At 63.2% G+C, this 16,153-nt stretch carries 19 protein-coding genes; 7 read left to right on the top strand and 12 right to left on the bottom strand.

Features of this window, described 5'->3' with window-relative positions; translation table 11 throughout:
• The coding region (locus tag V5A38_RS11010) for a helix-turn-helix domain-containing protein (RefSeq protein WP_332325810.1) at positions 1-543 on the bottom strand (543 nt) is incomplete at its 3' end.
• A gap of 689 nt (positions 544-1,232) precedes the next feature.
• Positions 1,233-1,376 (bottom strand): hypothetical protein, encoded by a 144-nt coding sequence (locus V5A38_RS11005; protein WP_332325809.1) that lies wholly within the window; start codon positions 1,374-1,376, stop codon positions 1,233-1,235.
• 1,094 nt (positions 1,377-2,470) lie between these two features.
• On the opposite strand from V5A38_RS11005, the gene V5A38_RS11000 reads away from it, so the two are divergent.
• The gene (locus tag V5A38_RS11000; protein WP_332325808.1) at positions 2,471-3,475 is read left to right on the top strand and encodes a hypothetical protein; all 1,005 of its coding nucleotides are present in this window, start codon (positions 2,471-2,473) and stop codon (positions 3,473-3,475) included.
• 21 nt (positions 3,476-3,496) lie between these two features.
• Here V5A38_RS11000 and V5A38_RS10995 read toward each other — a convergent pair whose 3' ends face one another.
• Positions 3,497-4,132, bottom strand: a complete 636-nt coding sequence (locus tag V5A38_RS10995) for a helix-turn-helix domain-containing protein (protein WP_332325807.1) — start codon at positions 4,130-4,132, stop codon at positions 3,497-3,499.
• A 493-nt stretch (positions 4,133-4,625) separates the two neighbouring features.
• Between V5A38_RS10995 and paaA the strand changes: the two genes are divergently transcribed.
• From paaA to paaE, 5 genes are read left to right on the top strand one after another with little or no spacing between them, the layout of a single operon-like run.
• Positions 4,626-5,567, top strand: coding sequence for a 1,2-phenylacetyl-CoA epoxidase subunit PaaA (paaA, locus tag V5A38_RS10990; protein WP_332325806.1), 942 nt, complete (start codon positions 4,626-4,628; stop codon positions 5,565-5,567).
• Positions 5,568-5,569: 2 nt separating this feature from the next.
• Positions 5,570-5,899, top strand: coding sequence for a 1,2-phenylacetyl-CoA epoxidase subunit PaaB (gene paaB / locus V5A38_RS10985; protein ID WP_332325805.1), 330 nt, complete (start codon positions 5,570-5,572; stop codon positions 5,897-5,899).
• Positions 5,892-6,743 carry a 1,2-phenylacetyl-CoA epoxidase subunit PaaC gene (gene paaC / locus V5A38_RS10980; protein ID WP_332325804.1) on the top strand — a complete coding sequence of 284 codons (852 nt, stop codon included), beginning with the start codon at positions 5,892-5,894 and terminating at the stop codon, positions 6,741-6,743. Before paaB ends, paaC begins: the two co-directional genes overlap by 8 nt.
• A complete protein-coding gene (gene paaD / locus V5A38_RS10975; RefSeq protein ID WP_332325803.1) occupies positions 6,743-7,198 on the top strand; it encodes a 1,2-phenylacetyl-CoA epoxidase subunit PaaD in 456 nt (151 codons plus the stop codon). The genes paaC and paaD overlap by 1 nt, the downstream gene beginning before the upstream one ends.
• On the top strand, positions 7,195-7,368 hold the full coding sequence (paaE, locus tag V5A38_RS10970; RefSeq protein ID WP_332325802.1) for a 1,2-phenylacetyl-CoA epoxidase subunit PaaE: 174 nt from the start codon (positions 7,195-7,197) through the stop codon (positions 7,366-7,368). The genes paaD and paaE overlap by 4 nt, the downstream gene beginning before the upstream one ends.
• A 25-nt stretch (positions 7,369-7,393) precedes the next feature.
• Here paaE and V5A38_RS10965 read toward each other — a convergent pair whose 3' ends face one another.
• From V5A38_RS10965 to V5A38_RS10930, 8 genes are all read right to left on the bottom strand, one after another.
• Positions 7,394-7,849 carry a nitrile hydratase accessory protein gene (locus V5A38_RS10965; RefSeq protein WP_332325801.1) on the bottom strand — a complete coding sequence of 152 codons (456 nt, stop codon included), beginning with the start codon at positions 7,847-7,849 and terminating at the stop codon, positions 7,394-7,396.
• Positions 7,846-8,484, bottom strand: a complete 639-nt coding sequence (nthA, locus tag V5A38_RS10960; RefSeq protein WP_332325800.1) for a nitrile hydratase subunit alpha — start codon at positions 8,482-8,484, stop codon at positions 7,846-7,848. Before nthA ends, V5A38_RS10965 begins: the two co-directional genes overlap by 4 nt.
• A gap of 75 nt (positions 8,485-8,559) precedes the next feature.
• Positions 8,560-9,363 carry an aldo/keto reductase gene (locus V5A38_RS10955; RefSeq protein ID WP_332325799.1) on the bottom strand — a complete coding sequence of 268 codons (804 nt, stop codon included), beginning with the start codon at positions 9,361-9,363 and terminating at the stop codon, positions 8,560-8,562.
• A 77-nt stretch (positions 9,364-9,440) separates the two neighbouring features.
• Entirely contained in the window at positions 9,441-9,875 is a 435-nt protein-coding gene (locus tag V5A38_RS10950) for a cytidine deaminase (RefSeq protein WP_332325798.1), read from the bottom strand.
• 36 nt (positions 9,876-9,911) lie between these two features.
• Positions 9,912-11,210, bottom strand: a complete 1,299-nt coding sequence (gene gatA, locus V5A38_RS10945; RefSeq protein WP_332325797.1) for an Asp-tRNA(Asn)/Glu-tRNA(Gln) amidotransferase subunit GatA — start codon at positions 11,208-11,210, stop codon at positions 9,912-9,914.
• Positions 11,211-11,504, bottom strand: coding sequence for an Asp-tRNA(Asn)/Glu-tRNA(Gln) amidotransferase subunit GatC (gene gatC / locus V5A38_RS10940; RefSeq protein ID WP_332325796.1), 294 nt, complete (start codon positions 11,502-11,504; stop codon positions 11,211-11,213). It lies immediately after the preceding gene.
• 267 nt (positions 11,505-11,771) lie between these two features.
• Positions 11,772-12,932, bottom strand: a complete 1,161-nt coding sequence (locus V5A38_RS10935) for an acyl-CoA dehydrogenase family protein (protein WP_332325795.1) — start codon at positions 12,930-12,932, stop codon at positions 11,772-11,774.
• A gap of 258 nt (positions 12,933-13,190) precedes the next feature.
• Complete coding sequence (locus V5A38_RS10930) at positions 13,191-14,183, bottom strand: transcription initiation factor IIB (protein WP_332325794.1); 993 nt, start codon at positions 14,181-14,183, stop codon at positions 13,191-13,193.
• 339 nt (positions 14,184-14,522) lie between these two features.
• Between V5A38_RS10930 and V5A38_RS10925 the strand changes: the two genes are divergently transcribed.
• Positions 14,523-14,879 (top strand): hypothetical protein, encoded by a 357-nt coding sequence (locus tag V5A38_RS10925; RefSeq protein WP_332325793.1) that lies wholly within the window; start codon positions 14,523-14,525, stop codon positions 14,877-14,879.
• Between the two features lie 8 nt (positions 14,880-14,887).
• Here the strand turns inward: V5A38_RS10925 and V5A38_RS10920 are convergent, their stop codons facing one another.
• Positions 14,888-16,042: a hypothetical protein gene (locus tag V5A38_RS10920; protein WP_332325792.1), complete on the bottom strand. Its 1,155-nt coding sequence runs from the start codon at positions 16,040-16,042 to the stop codon at positions 14,888-14,890.
• Positions 16,043-16,153: the final 111 nt, after the last annotated feature.

Raw genomic sequence — 16,153 nt, 5'->3', positions numbered from 1 at the left:
ACCAACCCACCAGGTGATCGCTGCCAGTATCAACTCCTCTGGCGTTCGGTCTTGAAGCGCCGCTGGTGGAATAGGAGCGTGGCCGTGAAAACCGCCCTCTTGTTCCGCTGCATGATCGTGCCCATCCGTATCGTACAATCCCGCACACTCAGAACAGTAGACACCGAGGCGCTCATCGTGATAGTCGAACTCAATAGGGGTGGCCCCGCAACAGTAACAGGACATATCAACCGGCGTCCGGTCCAGCACCGGCGTGTCGGTGACTGCTCCTGAGAGAACGGCTTCGATGACCCGGGAACCCTTTTGCCCAAGTGCGTATCCTCCGTCGGTATCTTTGATGAAGTGACCGTCCAGTTTGCCGAGGTGGTAGTTGAACTGGCCCGAATCACGCATGCCGACGCGCCCGCGCAACTCGGAAAACGGCAGTGGCTCGTCGGCCTCGCCAAGCGTTTGCAGGATTTCCATACGCGTTTCGTTGCCCAGTACTGCGAAGGCGTCGTCGGGGGCGAGCATCGTCTCGGACGTATCGGCATTGGTTGTCATACGTTACCATATGTCGTGCAGAACCGTAAAGTTCAGTCCTCCAACCGCTGGGTTCGCTCAATACGGACCCTGAATTCGGTCGTCGCTACTCCGCCCAGGTCAGAACACTCGTAAGAATGATGGGTTGACTTGATGCGCATTCTTTCACGCCAGCAAGCCGACCTCCTGAGCCGTTGGTTGACGCGGATCGGTTGGTGGGTCAGTATATCGGTTGTGAAACAGAAACGGAGTTCTGTCTCGGGAGTTCCTGAAGCGTGTTTCGGTAGTGTCCGTTACAGAAGTCTAATTCTGCTAACAGCTTTTGTGGTGGAGTGTCTGGATACACCTGTGGTCGAACACTATGGCAACCACCGACTCCACTCGAGAACAACCCGCGTATCGCAGACCTGAATCGCTTCGCTTCCCATCGCGGTGGGTCGAGTCCCTTCGCTTTATCGCCATTCTCGTCGTCTTCGGCCTGCTCGTTACGGCGATTCCCGTGATCGCTGTCCTTGGGGTCATCACCATCGCTCCGATCGCCGGCTCCGTGGCAGGAACTGCTGGGTTGCTCGCTGTCTGGTTAGCCGGCATCGGACTTGTCGCGGCCACGCCGGAACTGGCCCGACGGTGCCTCGATGCCGTGACCCGGATACGGTAATTCTCTTTTCGTGGATTTCCTCCAGTCATCACGAGGAAAGCGGGGGACGTCGTCACGCCAGTTCTTCAGTAACGTCGATCACGTTGGCCTCCTCATCGAGCGTCACGACGAGTCGGTCACCGTCGAGTGCGGCAGTCACGGTGATTTTCAGTGGATCTTCTGACAGTACCTCTGTCTGTTGGATGACGTCGTGCAAGGCGCCATAGTTGTGTGTATCAATATTTAACAGGTCCAAGCCACGTTCGTAAAAGAACATCACAACTGCCGTTTCGTCACCAATCGGGGAGTATCACCACATTCTGTGGGTGGACTTACAGTGTTCACAGGTGAACACCCACGCAATGTGGGTGCGTCTATTGCATTGGTCACAGACGGATCCGGCTTCAGTAGTGTGGTCGGAACAGATGTAGACTGAAGGGGGGATGTTCCCCGAGCAATCCTGACATATACCGTTAATATTCGAGTATAGTTGATGCCAAGTCCGTTTCAGGCTTTGTCTGGCGAACTCCTCTGGTGTGCGGTTTTGGAGGACGGAAGGAGGTGAATAGGCTTTGCCAAGCATTCCGGTGGGGTCAACATCTGTATCGGACAATCCGTCGCAGTTCGTACAGCGGTGTATGAGGAATCTGTCGCGATAGTCGATGGCTGTTGCCCCACCACAGGAGGGACACTCACTGTCGATCGGTTCTCCCTCGACCGATGGCTCTTCTGTAACCGTCCCGGCGAAAATGGCACGCAGAATCTACGTGGCCGCCATGGTACTGCTGTATCCCTCGTCAGTTCAGTCAACGAATAATCCCTCCAACTTGCCGAGGTGATAGTTGAACTGGCCGGAGTCGCGCACGCCGACACGATGACGTAACTCAGAAAACGAGAGCGAGTGTTCTTGCGCTTTCGACGCAGGTCGATCCGGGTCGACTGCCTCCCACAACGCCAGCAAGATCGCCAACCGTGTTTCGCTCCCCCGATAATTCGAACGCTTCGCTGGTTACCCCTTCGACTCGCTCACCCCGATAAATTCGGGGGTGTCTTTATTACTTCACTCTTTGTACAAATTCATGCTGTGGGCATCCGGTGATCGCCGGATACAGCTCCGAATTCAGGGGCCTGTCGTCAGAGGCAGTTCAGCATTTCGCCCATCCCCGTTTCCGGAAGTTCGATTTTCCGTACACCGTCGGTCCGAACCGTATCCCACCGGGTTTCGAGTAATCACCGAAAGCGATCACCAGGAGCTATCGGTCCGTCATCACGTTCCGAAGCAACTACCACCCCGCAGGAGATGTAACACGTATGACGCTCTACGCCCTCGACGACATCGACGACGCCATCGACACCACGCGGTCGTTCCTCTGGCCGTTCGACCTGGGTCGCTGGTTGAAACTCGCCGTTGTCGTGTTCTTCCTCGGCGGCACCGGCGGCACCAGCCCGATGCAGTTCACCGGTGAGTTCTCTGGAGAGCCGATGCCTGGTGGACCGGAGATGGGACTACCGGAGACCCTTCCCTCGCTCAGCAGCTCCGAACTCGCGATAGTCGTCGGCGTTTTCGCTGTCGGCCTCCTCATCGCGCTTGGATTCATGTTGATCAGTGCGATCATGGAGTTCGTTTTCGTTGAATCGCTGCGGCGCGAGGCCGTCACGATCCGCCGCTACTGGAACGACCGCTGGAAACAGGGTGTCCGGCTGTTTGGATTCCGAGTGGGTATTGGACTGCTTACGCTTCTCGTCGTCGGTGGGGTTCTGGCCGTAGCGTTTACGCCGGCGATGCTCGGCACTGGCGAAGTTTCGTTTGCTCTGCTTGTTCTCGCGGCACCAGTGTTCATCGTCCTGGCGCTCGTGAGCGCCCTCGTCAACGGGTTCACCACGGCGCTCGTGGTTCCGGTCATGATCGTCGAGGACCGACCGCTGCTCTCGGCGTGGCGGCGGTTCTGGCCCACGCTCACCGGGCAGTGGAAGGAGTACGTAGTCTTCGCCGTCATGCGGTTCATCCTCCAGATCGCGGCCGGGATACTCGTGGGTATCGTCACGCTGCTGGCGGCGGTGATCGTCGCCATACCGCTCGGAGTCGTGGCCGCCGTCGGAGTAGGCCTGTTGTCGGTTGTGGAGGTCGCCGGTGTCGCAGTCATCGCCTTCGCAGCCGGCCTGTTCCTGCTTGCCGTGCTCGTCTTCGCGCTGTTGGCCGCGGTGCCCGTCCAGACGGTCCTCCACTACTACGCGCTGCTCGTCCTCGGCGACACGAACGACGACTTCGACCTCATCCCGGACCAGCGAGACGCTGTCCGGGAAGAACCGGCCTGATCGGACCGTTACGGTCGGCACTCACCCGAAGAGTTGCGCGAAGAGGCCGGCCTGTCCCCGCCGCAGCCGCTCCAGAAACGCTGACTTGCTGATTCCGACCGCAGCGGCGACCTCTGCCGCCGTCGCCTCTTTCGGAACCGCAAAGTAGCCCATCGAAAGCGCCGCTCGGATCGCTTCCGCCTGCGCGGGCGTGAGGTCCCATCGAGCTTCGGCGGCGGCGGACTCCGGACCAACAGGGTAGACACGCCGGAGACGCACGCCAACAGTGTCGCCAGCGGCGGCCATCACCCCCTGCAACACATCGTTTCCGACGACAGCACCAGTATGGCGTTCCTCACCGTCCCGGTAGCTGAGCGTCTCGGACATGAAGCCCGCATCGGTGAGGCGGTGGACAACACAGGGCGCTTTCGAGAGACAGCGATAGGTGTCGCGGTCGCCCCCACGCGACCGGTGGAGATAGCGGATTCGGTCGTCGGCGTCGAGCGCGTCGGCGAGGGCGTCGTCCGCCGGCGCCGTAAATCGCAGGAGCGCGTTCCCGTCGGCGCGGAGCTGTGGCGGTTCACACTCGACGGTCGCGTTGGTTTTCCGGCTCGCCATCGCCAGCGGGCAGTCGTCGCCGGTGACGGTGAACTCGACAGCGAGGCATTCGTCGATCATGAATGAACTGGAGAAGTTGGTTGTTGGATCCTGTTCATTTTTGAGAGGTTCGAGTTCGTCTCGGCGATTGACCGGTTTGACGAGACAGGTTGCGTGGCGTCTCTGCGGTGAAGGAAACAACTGCGACCGCGAACGCGACCGCGGAGTTCCCAGGGACTCTGGGACCGCACCGCCCAGCATGCCGGTTGCGTCGGCGCGTGCGAGCGGCCGTCCTGCGGCCGCCCAGCTCCGCCCGAGTCGGCTGGGGAGGCTGTGAGTGGTGCCGTACGGTGCTGTCCAAGAGTCCAAGCACCCTCCGCGGTCCTGTTGCAGTTAGCCGTCGCATTCCTGCTAAATTTCTGAGCCCTCCCGTAAGAGAAGCAAACGCAAACACAGAGACCCACACAAAAACGAGAACCCATCCAGACCATACCTCCAGTTCACGAACCACCTGGTGATAAACCCTGTCTATAGACGGGCCAATCACTAACCGGGCACGACCGTAAGGGGAGCCATGGACCTCGAAACCGTCAGGAAGCGCGCCGGCCCCCGGCAGTTCTCCCCGGAGGACGACCTCCCGGAGGAGTACCGGACGGCGGCGACGCGGATGATCCAGTTCCACGCCAACAGCGAGGTGATGGGCGGCTATCTCGAGAAGCCGTTCATTCGCCAGGCGCCGAGTCTGGACCGCAAGCTCGCGTTCTCCGCGAAAGTGCAGGACGAGGTCGGTCACGCACAGCTGCTCTACCGCGCCGCCGAAACTCTCGGCATCAAGAGTCGGGAGCAGATGCTCCAAGAACTCGCGGACGGCGATGGGAAGTTCCTCAACTGCTTTCACTACCCGATGGAGTCCTGGGCGGAGGTACCGATGATCGGCTTCTTCGTCGACGGCGCCGCGATGCGCCGACAGGCGACGCTGAAAAACACCTCCTGGGAGCCGTACGCCCACGCGATGGACAAGATCTGCTTCGAGGAAGGGTTCCACGTCAAACACGGCGAGGACATCCTCCGTGAACTGATGACCGGCTCGAAAGCAAACCAGGAGCGTGTTCAGGACGCGTTCGAGGAGTGGTGGCCGCGCATCCTCCAGTTCTTCGGCCCGACGGATGACAAATCCACTCACAACGACTTCTCACAGGACGTGGGGTTGAAGTCGATGAGCAACGACGAACTCCGGAACGCGTTCCTCAACGCCTACGTCCCGAAAGCCCGGAAATACGGGCTGGAACTCCCCGAGGAACCCCGCATCTACGAGAACGACGACGGCACCTGGGAGGTCGTCGAGGACGACCTGGACTGGGGGGAGTTCTTCACGATCGCCAAGAACGACGCCGAGGGCTCCCACGAACAGATCGGCAGCCGCCGACACCGCCAGGAGGCGGTAGACTGGGTGCGCGAGGCGATGAGCGACCGCGACCCGATCGGGGACCAAACCGCCGCACAGGCGGCTGACTGACCATGATCTGGGAAGTGTTCCGGCAGGAGAACGCCGGCGACTACCACACACACTGCGGCAACGTACACGCGCCCGACCGGGAGATGGCGAAGCTGTTCGCGCAGATCCAGCACGGCCGGCGGATGCAGACCAAGAGCCTCTGGGTCGTCCCCCAGGACGAAGTCGGCGAAGTCGACACCGACGACACCAGTTTCGGCGGCACGACCGACAAAGCCTACCGCTGGGCGGTCACCTACTCGCAGGTCGACCCCTCCTTCGCCAAAGAAGTCGAGGAGAGCCAGGCCGAACAGGAGGAACACGCCCAGAAGGGGGAGGCCGAGAACGATGACTGACGCCCGCTACGAGCGTGTCGACGACGTCCCAGACGCCGCACACGACGCGCTCCGGGAGCTCATGTACCGGCTCGCCGACGACGAATACGTCCTCGCCGAGCGCGATATCGAGTGGCAGATCTACGCCCCGACCCTCGAATCGGACCTCGCACTCGCCAACATCGCCCAGGACGAGTTCGGCCACGCCCGGCTCTGGTACGACCTCGCCCAGGAAACCGGCCTCACCGAAGCCGACTGTCTCTGGGAGAAACCCGCCGAGGCGTGGCGCCACAGCACGCTCGTCGAACTCCCCTACGAGGAAGGCGACTGGGCGGACCCGATCTTGCGGGGCTATCTCTACGACACCGCCGAGCGCCTGCGCGTCGAGGCGCTCGCGGGCTCCTCGCTCGACCCTGTTGTCGACCGGGTCGACAAGATTCTCGAGGAGGAGAGCTACCACCTCGAACACGCACAGTCCTGGCTCGAACGGCTCACGCTCGGCGGCGGCGCCGACGCCGGCACGGAGGACAGCCACCAGCGAGTGCAGGACACACTGGACCGACTGTTCCCGTACGCACTCACCCTGTTCGAGGCCGGCCCCAACGAGGCGGAGATCTTGCGCTACGGCTTCCGCTCCGAGAGCCTCGGCGATCTCCGGACCGAATGGCTTGAGACGGTCATCCCGTATCTGGAGTCCCTGAACCTGCGGGTCCCGGAGCCGACGGATGCCGGGATGGCCGAGGCCGTCGGTCGCGACGGCGAGCACACCGAGCACTGGGCGCCGCTGCTCGAGGAGTTCACCCACACCTACCGCGAGTTCGACTTCGACCACCCGGTTCGACTGCGTGAGGAGGAGGCCGGATGATGTCGGAAACGGTCGACGAGGGAGAGATTGACGAGGCGGACGCCCCCGCCGACACGGGCGAGCCGTGCGCCTACACGGAGTACGAACGTGGTGAGGCACCCGAGGAGTTCCCCAAGACCGGCGACGGCGCCGAGGGAACTGTAGCCGACGTCTGGGAGGCGCTCTACAGCGTCGAGGACCCGGAGATGCCAGTGAGCATCGTCGACCTCGGGCTGATCTACGGCGTGGAGGTCGCGGAAACCGACGACGGCGAGAAGCGGGCAGTCGTCGAGATGACGCTCACCTACTCGGGTTGTCCCGCCAGGGAGATGCTCCAGAACGACGTGCGCTGTGCCGCGCTCTCGGCCGGCGTCGACGAGGTGGCGGTGAAGCTGCGCTACTCGCCGACCTGGAACGTGGACATGGTGACCGAAGCGGGACGCGAGGACCTCCGGGAGTTCGGGCTCTCAGTATGACCCGTAACTTCACCGACCCCTCGACGGCGACGACTGCCGACGATGAGGCCGCCGAGTGTCCCTACTGCGGGTCGACGGAGACCGAACGCGACCACCCGAAGGGACCGGGACTCTGCCGGTCGATGCATTACTGCAACAGCTGCGAGCAGCCCTTCGAAAAGTTCGGATAGGCGGTGGCTCTCCACTCCGCAGTACCTACTGGTGATGTTCGTGGTCGTGGCTGTGGTCATGATCACTGCCGTCCGCGTGCCCCTCCGGGAGGTCAGCCGCGTGGCCGTGCGGGTCGCCGTTGACGAACTCGTGAGCGTCCCGCTCGCCCCGCTCGAACGCGAGCGCGCGCTCCCGCAGGGCGTTCTCGTCGATACCGCCGTCCGCGAGCAGTCGCTCCAGCGCCGAAAGCCACTGGCGGTAGTAGCGGTCCTCGTCCCCATCGAGTTCCACGGGCTCATCACGGTTGAGGAGAGCCGGAGCCGACTCAGCGTCGTCGATTTCCCGTACCAGCCGCTCTCGGAACGCGCTCCAGGAGCCGAGACCCGACCCGTTCTTCTCGTCGGTCACCGCCACTGCGAGCGCGAACGCGCGGGCCTGCCACGGCTCGGCGAACGTCGCGTCACCGTCGACGAGCGAGTCAGCCACCATCTGCTCGCTCATAGCTCGCCCCCGAGTCGCTCGACACCGATCATCGCGTTTCGGCTCACCAGGTCAGCCAGTTCGTCTGTTTCCATCCCCTCCGTCCCATCGGGCCGCTGGGGAAGCACCAGATAGCGAATCTCGGAGTTGGAGTCCCACACCTCGACGGAGACCTCGTCCGGAAGCTCCGTGTCGAACTCCTCGGCCAGCAGCGCCCGCGGCTCCTTCACGACCCGGGAGCGGTAGGCCGGCGATTTGTACCACGTCGGTGGCAGCCCAAGCACCGCCCAGGGGTAGCAGGAACAGAGCGTGCAGACGACGATGTTGTGGGTCTCGGGGTCGTTCTCGACGACACGGAGCTCCATCACTTCCTCCTCCAGGCTGACGCCGAGCTCCGCGACGGCGCTGATGCCCTCCTCGAGCAGTCGCGCTTTGTAGTCGGGATCGGTCCAGGCCTCGGCGACAACCTGCGCGCCCACCATCGGCCCGACGTCCTCCTCGTAGAGCGAGACGAGTTCATCGACGGCGTCGGTCGTGACCAGCCCCTCTTCGATGAGCAGTGACTGGAGCGCTCGGGCACGTGCCTCCGGGTCGATATCGCTGAGTGAGCGGTCGTCCGGGTCGCCGGCTGCTTCAGGGTTCGCGTTTTCGGTCATACGCCGAAATTCGGCCGACGGGTGTTAAGCGTTCGCCGGCACGGCCGGACAGATCGGGAATCCCCGAAAGGGCTGCTACTGGTTCCAGGCCGCCCGGTCCGGGTCGATGAGTCGGCGCTGCTCTTCGATGCCGTCGATGGTCGCCATATCCTCGTCGGTCAGCTCCAGTCGGCTCGCGGCCACGTTGGCTTCCAGATGCTCCTCGGTGCTGGCTTTCGGAATCGGCACCAATGCGTCTTTCCGGATGGCCCAGGCGATACAGACCGCGGCCGGGGAGGTGCTGTGGCGCTCGGCCACCTGCTGGAGTTCGGGGACGTCGAAGATCTTTCCCTGCCCCAGCGGGGCGTAGCCGACCAGCGTGTGGCCGTCCTCGGCGGCGTCCGCCCGGAGCTCATCCTGTGGGAGCAGCGGGTGGCACTCAACCTGGTTGGCAGCGATATCGGCGTCGAGGATGTCGCGGGCCTCGTCCAGCAGTTCAGGGGTGAAGTTCGAGACACAGACGTGTCGGGTGACGCCTGCGTCGTGGAGTTCGTCCATCGCTCGCAGTGTCTCCTCGGCCTCGTAGGCGTTGGTTGGCCAGTGAACGTAGAGCATGTCCAGCCTGTCGACGCCGAGCCGGACCAGGCTCTCCTCGGCGGTGCGTTTGGCATCCTCGTATGCGAGGTTCTCCGGGTGCACCTTACTCGCGAGAACGACGTCCTCGCGGTCCACGTCCGCGAGGCGGATGCCCGCACCGACTGCGGGCTCGTTGTCGTACATCTGTGCGGTGTCGATATGCCGGTAGCCGGTTTCGAGCGCGGCGCGGACGCTCTCGACACATTCGTCACCGGTCATGCCGGAGGTGCCGAGACCGATAGCTGGGAGTGCAAGGTCGCTCATGTAGCTACGAGGAGGACGACCGGGGGTAAAGAACCCCGTTTTGCGGCGGATATTCCGCGGCCTGGCTTCCCCGAAACTCACCACGGCCGAACCGGGAGGAGCTCCTGGGCGGCGACGGTTCCGAGCTCGCCGTCATCGGCAACCAGAATCCGCAGCTCCGGGTTGTAGTCGACCAGCAGCTCCCGACAGACGCCGCAGGGTGGAACGACCCGGATCTCCTCGGCGTCGTGCTCAGGCGTCGGGGAGGCGACGGCGACGCAAGCCTCCAGCTCTTCGCGATTGTCGCCTGCTGCCATCGCCGAGCCGATTGCGACCGGTTCCGCACACGAGGACGCTCGGCCGATGCTCGCTGGGAGGCTGACACCGTCGTGGGGCACGCCGTCGGTGGGACGAACCGACGACGCAACAATATGGGCGCCGTCGAAGAACTCCGGGTCGAACGTCTCCTCGTTCAGATCGCGAGCGTGAGACAGAACTGCGTCGTCGGCAGGGGTGAGGGGGGTGGTCTTCATATCCCCGTAATTGTCGGTAAAGCAATATAAACTGCGTTATTCGAGCGCGCTCGCCGCCCGGATGATCCGCTCCTCACCGTACTTCGGGCCGATGAGCTGCATTCCGACCGGGAGGCCGTCAGATTCGCCCGCCGGCACGGAGATTGCCGGCACGTCCGCGAGATTGATCGGAACGGTGTTGGCGTCTGCGAGATACATCGTCCGCGGGTCCTTCAACCCCTCACCGAGTTCGAACGGCGGCACCGGCATCGTCGGCGATGCGAGCACGTCGGCCTCGTCCAGCGAGTCGTCGAAATCCTGCCTGATCCACGCGCGAGCGTCCTGGGCCTTCCCGTAGTAGCGGTCGTGGTAGCCAGCGGAGAGCGCGAACGTTCCGAGGAGGATGCGTCGTTTGACCTCGGGGCCGAACCCGTCCTCGCGGGCTTTGGCGAACGCCTCGTTCCAGTTCCCCTCCGCCGAGAGGTCGCCAGCGCCCTCGACATCGGTGGCGTTGAGTCCGTAACGGGTGCCGTCGAAACGCGCCAGGTTCGAGGACGCCTCGGACATCGCGATGACGTAGTAGGCGGCGACGGCTTTCTCGACGGAGGGCATCGACACCTCGACGTACTCCGCGCCCTGGTCTTCGAGCTTGGCGATGGCGTTCCAGAACGTCTCGACGACGCCCTCGTCGGCCCCCTCGACGAGTTCGACGGGGACGCCGATGGTCATCCCAGCAACATCGCCGTCGGCGGCCGCCGCGTAGTCCGAGTCGGCACCCTCCTCGACCGTCGTCGCATCCCGTTCGTCCGGGCCGGCGAGCACGTCCAGCAGGCCTGCGGCCTCCTCGACAGTTGCCGCGATGGGGCCGATCTGTTCCAGCGAGTTCGCGTAGGCGATGAGACCGTAACGCGATACCAGCCCATAGGTCGGCTTGATGCCGACGACGCCGCAGAACGCCGCCGGTGCGCGGATGGAGCCTCCTGTGTCGGTCCCGAGCGCCAGATCGGCCTCGCCTGCAGCGACGGCCGCCGCGGAGCCGCCCGAGGAGCCGCCCGGCACTCGCCCGGTGTCGACGGGGTTGAGCGTCGCGCCGTAGTACGAGGTTTCCGTCGTCGTCCCCATCCCAAACTCGTCCATGTTCGCCTTCCCAGCGATGGTCGCGCCGGCGTCTTTCAGCCGTTCGACGACCGTCGCATCGTAGGGCGGGACGTACCCCTCCAGCATCTTCGAGCCGCAGGTCGTCTCGACGCCCACCGTCGAGATGTTGTCCTTGACGGCGACGGTTTTCCCGTCGAGCACACCATCGTCTGCCCCCTCGATGCGCTGCTCGGTAATGTAACAGTTGAGTTCGGCCATCTACGACACCCGGGGTCCCTTGAAGTAGCCGTCCTCGGTCTCGCTGGCGTTCCGGAGCGCCTCCTCCTGGGAGAGCCCCTCCTCCACCTCGTCGTCCCGCATGACGTTGACCAGGTCCGGCTCGCTCTCTACCTCGGGCACCTCGTCCAGGGTCTCGAAATCCCCGAGCACCGCCTCGAACTGCTCGGCGAACTCCTCGACCTCGTCTTCGGTGAGGTCCACGCGAGCGAGCTCCGCGACGTTGCGGACCTCCTCAGCAGTGACTGCGGGCGTCTCGCCGTCGTCGTCGCTCATGCCTTCCGCTCACCCCGGATTGGGAGTAAGGGTTTCGGTCCCCCCTCCGTGGCGACTGTGCTGACGGTTCTCGGGTGAGGGAACGATCTCCGTCGGTGCGTCTCTCGGTGTCGGGGACACGTTCCACCTATCAGAATCCGGAGAGTCGGGCGGGTCGTTTCCAATGGGTCAGACGGTAGCGGTCCCACCAATGAAGAACGGGGCTACGCCCTCGCTCGTGGCGAGGGCGACAGCGAGATCGTGTATTGGTGGCTGACGGTGCCTGGCTCAGAGGCCGAGCTGTCGGCCGAGGACGAGATGCTGGATCTCGCTGGTTCCCTCGCCGATCTCCATCAGTTTGGCGTCGCGGTAGAAGCGCTGCGGGGCGAAATCCTCCGTGTAGCCGTAGCCGCCGAGCGTCTGGACCGACTCCTCGGCGACCTCGCGGGCGGCCTCGCTGGCGTCGAGTTTGGCGAGCGAAGACTCGCGGTTGACTTCCTCGCCCTGGTCGTACTTCCAGGCGGCCTTGTGGGTGAGCAGGCGGGCGCGCTCGGTCTTGCGGTGCATGTCGACCACCTTGTCGCGAATGGCGTCGAACTTCGAAATCGGCTGGCCGAACTGCTCACGCTCGCCGGCGTACTCCTTGGCAGCCTCGTAGGCGCCCTGGGCGAGCCCCGTGGAGAGCGCAGCGATGGAGATGCGACCGCCGTCGAGCGTCTGCTTCGTCTGCTCCCAGCCTTCGCCCTCCTCGCCGAGCAGGCGGTCCTCGGGGATACGCACGTCGTCGAGCTGGATCTCGCAGGTGGGCGAGCAGTTCAGTCCCATCTTCTCCCAGACCGTCGTGATCTCGAAGCCGTCGTCGTTCTCGGGGTCGACGATGAACGTCGAGATGCCGCCGTAGCCCTCAGTGGAGTCCGTGACGGCCTTGACAAGCACGCTGTTGGCGACGTTGGCGTTGGTGATGAACTGCTTCGTGCCGTTGAGCACGTACTCGTCGCCGTCCTTCACGGCCATCGTGTCCATGTCGGAGGCGTCCGAGCCACTCCCGGGTTCGGTGAGCGCCCACGCGCCGATTTCCTCGCCGCCCGCCAACGGTTCGAGCCACTCCTCTTTCTGGGCCTCGCTGCCGAACGCCTCGATGGGTTTCGAGCCCAGCGAGACGTGGGCGGCGTAGGAGAGCCCGATGCCGCCAGAGACGCGGCCGAGCTCCTCCGTAACCAGCGCATACATGAGTTGATCGCCGCCGAGTCCGCCGTACTCCTCGGAGACGGGGACGCCCATTATGTCCAGCGACGCGAGCTCCTCGAAGATTTCTTCGGGAAACCGGTGTTCGTTCTCGATCTTCTGTGCGATGGGGGCGATCTCCTCTTCACAGAACTCACGGACGGTGTCGCGGATCATCCGGTGTTCCGCGCTGTCCACCACGTCAAGCAGGCCGTCGCCAGTCATACTCAATAATTGGTCTCTACGGGGCAAAAACCCCGCCGGTCCGTCGGTGGAGGGCGTCGTTCCTCAGGCCGGATCTCGGGAGCCTGGCGGCTTATCCCGGGCCTGTACAGGATCTGGAACAGAGCCACCATCCGAACATCGTTATGTCTCCGTCGAGTGCCTGGAGATCTGCGGGTGCGTTCTCGCGACGTCGAACACGGAGACGACTTTCAGCTTCGTAATCGGAACCGACAACGGGAGTAGGATTGTGCCGAGGGATTACGGCATGTGGATCGACTCTTCGGCCTCCAGCAGCTCGTGGTACCGGTTACGGATGGTGACCTCGCTGATGTTCGCGATTTCGCTGACCTCGGACTGGGTCACCTTCTCGTTGGTGAGCAGCGAGGCGGCGTACACTGCGGCGGCCGCAAGTCCGACGGGTGATTTCCCCGAGTGGACCTCCTGTTCCTTTGCGGTCTGGAGCAGTTGTCGGGCACGGCGCTCAGCCTCGTCCGAGAGGCCGAGGTCGCTCGCGAAGCGGGGGACGTACTGCTCGGGGTCGGCGGGCTGGATCTCCAGTTTCAACTCACGTACGACGTAGCGGTAGGTACGGGCGATTTCGTCTTTCTCGACCCGTGAGACAGCCGAAATCTCGTCCAGACTCCGGGGCGTGCCGGCTTTCCGGGCGGCGGCGTACAGTGCCGCCGTGGAGACACCCTCGATAGAGCGTCCGGGGAGCAGGTCGTCGCTGAGTGCGCGCCGATAGATGACAGACGCAGTCTCGCGAACGCTTTCGGGGAGACCAAGCGCGGAGGCCATCCGGTCGATCTCGCCCAGTGCCTGCTTCAGATTCCGTTCCTTGGAGTCTCGCGTCCGGAACCGCTCGTTCCAGGTGCGCAGGCGCTGCATCTTCTGGCGCTGGCTGGCTGAGAGCTGGTTGCCGTAGGCGTCCTTGTCCTGCCAGCCGATGTTGGTCGAGAGCCCCTTATCGTGCATCATGTTCGTCGTCGGGGCGCCGACGCGGGATTTCTCGTCCTTCTCGCGGGAGTCGAATGCGCGCCATTCGGGGCCGCGGTCGATGCTGTCCTCGTCGACGACCAGGCCGCAGTCCTCGCAGACGGTTTCGCCGTGCTCGGTGTCTGTCGCGAGGCTTCCAGCGCACTCCGGACAGACAAGCTCGTCGACCGACTCCTCCTCGGTTTCCGTCGTTTGTTCGTCGCTCTGTGCAGTGTCGGCACGCTCGTCGGTGTACGTCTGAACCTTATCGGACATTATGTGGGGTGGGAAAGATGGGTCTGCGGTTTGTTCGTCTCACTTGTGGGTAGCATGTGGAGGCTTAAAAACCTGTCGGCTGCGAACTCACACGTTTTTCGAAAGAAATCGACGAGTGAGACGGTATTGGGCGTGGTTAGCGAAGAAGCTGTGTTTGGCGTGATCAGTTGAAGAGACTCAGGCCCACTACTTGAGCGTTTCGACGAACGGTTGCTCCCACGGATTGAACGTTTCGCTTGCGTCCCCAGGAACGGTCGTTGTTCGTTTCACCGCTGGTGATCAGTATCTAAAAGACGGTGAACCAACAGATATTTTTCAACTGCTTTCGAGTTCAGCCCCATGGCACTCCACCCCTGGCTCTCGCTCGATGGCACGAGCGTCGACCAGACGGAGTTTACCCGACTCTGGATTATCGCCGTCGCGACATACGGCGTCGGCGACGTGGTAACGACGGTTGCGCTGATGGAGTTCAGCAAGACGGTCGTCGAGGCCAACGGCATCATCCGCGCTGCGATCGACGCGTTTGGCCAGCCAGGACTCGTTTCCTTGAAAATCGCCGTGTTTCTCATGTGTATCTCACTCAGCGTGGACGCCGCGAATCGGGAGGACGGCCTGCTCTACTACCTCCCGCCCGTCGCGTTAGCGGTCGTTGGGGCCTTCACGACCGCACTGAACATCCGGCTGATGTACGGCTGAGTCGGTGGTCACTCGGTCGTTCCGTCGCTCTCGAGAACGAACTTCAGATCCCAGCCCACCGTGTCGGTCATGACCTCGTTGCCGGCCGATTCCGGGAGCCACCACTCCACGACGACGGCTCGACGCTCGCCGGCCGGAAGCGAAACACCTCCGACCTCGCCGGACCGGGCACCGAACAGCGGTCTCGTCAACGGGGCGTATTCGTCCGGCCCGCCAAGCAGGTAGTTCCGGCCGTTATCAGTCACCACCGCAATCCGGAGCTGAAGCTGCTCGAGCAGTTCGCTGTCCTGGTCGTCATCGACGGCCGCTTCCGCGTCGGCGAACCCGTTCTCCGACCCGGTCACGTTGGTCAGGAACACGCGAAGGGTTCCCGACGCGCTCCCGGCGTTCTCGAGCGTGATCGACCGATAACCGGTCGCACCCGGGGCCACATTGTCACTTGCGGCGCCCCCGGTCTCGCTCGTCGCCTCCTCGAGGTCGAGAGATACGTCGGCGCTTCCGACGTTGGTGACGTTGAGGCTGTATTCGGTCATATTCACGAGTTGCCCTTTCTCCTCGCTGTCCTCGAACAGCACTACCGTCACGCCGATGTAGCCCGTTCTGGTGAGGGTCGTCGCCTCGTGAGGGTTGGTAAACGCCTTCGCCCGCTGACCTGTAACATAGCGGGTCTCCGTACCCTTGAACACCTCCTCGAGCGCGAGTGAGCTATTAGTGGGTGAGACAGTCGTCCGGCGAATCTCGCTCCAGCCGTCTTCGGGAGACCAGCTACTCACGATGACGACGGCGCTATCGACCGACCCCTCCCAGCTGGCGGTTCCGGAGATCTCACCACTGAGTTCGATTACCTTCCCGGCGCCATTTTTCACATCCTCCGGTGCCGAGGCGTCGATAGCTATCGAGCCCGAAATTTCGGACGGCGTTGCCGTTTCGGTGGCAGTCGTCTTGCCCCCTGTGTCGGATGTGGGAGTCGCCGTTTCTCTCGGTGTTTCGGTTGCTGGCGGGGTAACGGTCACTGTGGGCTCGCTTGGATCCGTATTCTCGTCACCGAACTGTGTGATCCCGCTTTCGTTGATCACACCGATACCGCCACCTAACACGATGATGAGGAGCATCAGGAGCACCAACACCCGTCGCTTCGTTAACTGATATCCGCCTTCGGCCACGCTTCACTCACCTCCGTTGGTGGTTTCGGTCACCGTTGTCTCCGTTACTGTCGTCGTCTCGGTCGGGGTTGGTGTGGGTGTTTCAGTCTCGGTCGGAGTGGGTGTGGGTGT

Source organism: Halolamina sp. (genome assembly GCF_036626355.1).
In the GTDB taxonomy this organism is placed as follows: Archaea; Halobacteriota; Halobacteria; order Halobacteriales; family Haloferacaceae; genus Halolamina.
Note: the sequence above shows the minus strand (reverse complement) of the source record. Positions and strands in the feature narration are given on the sequence as shown.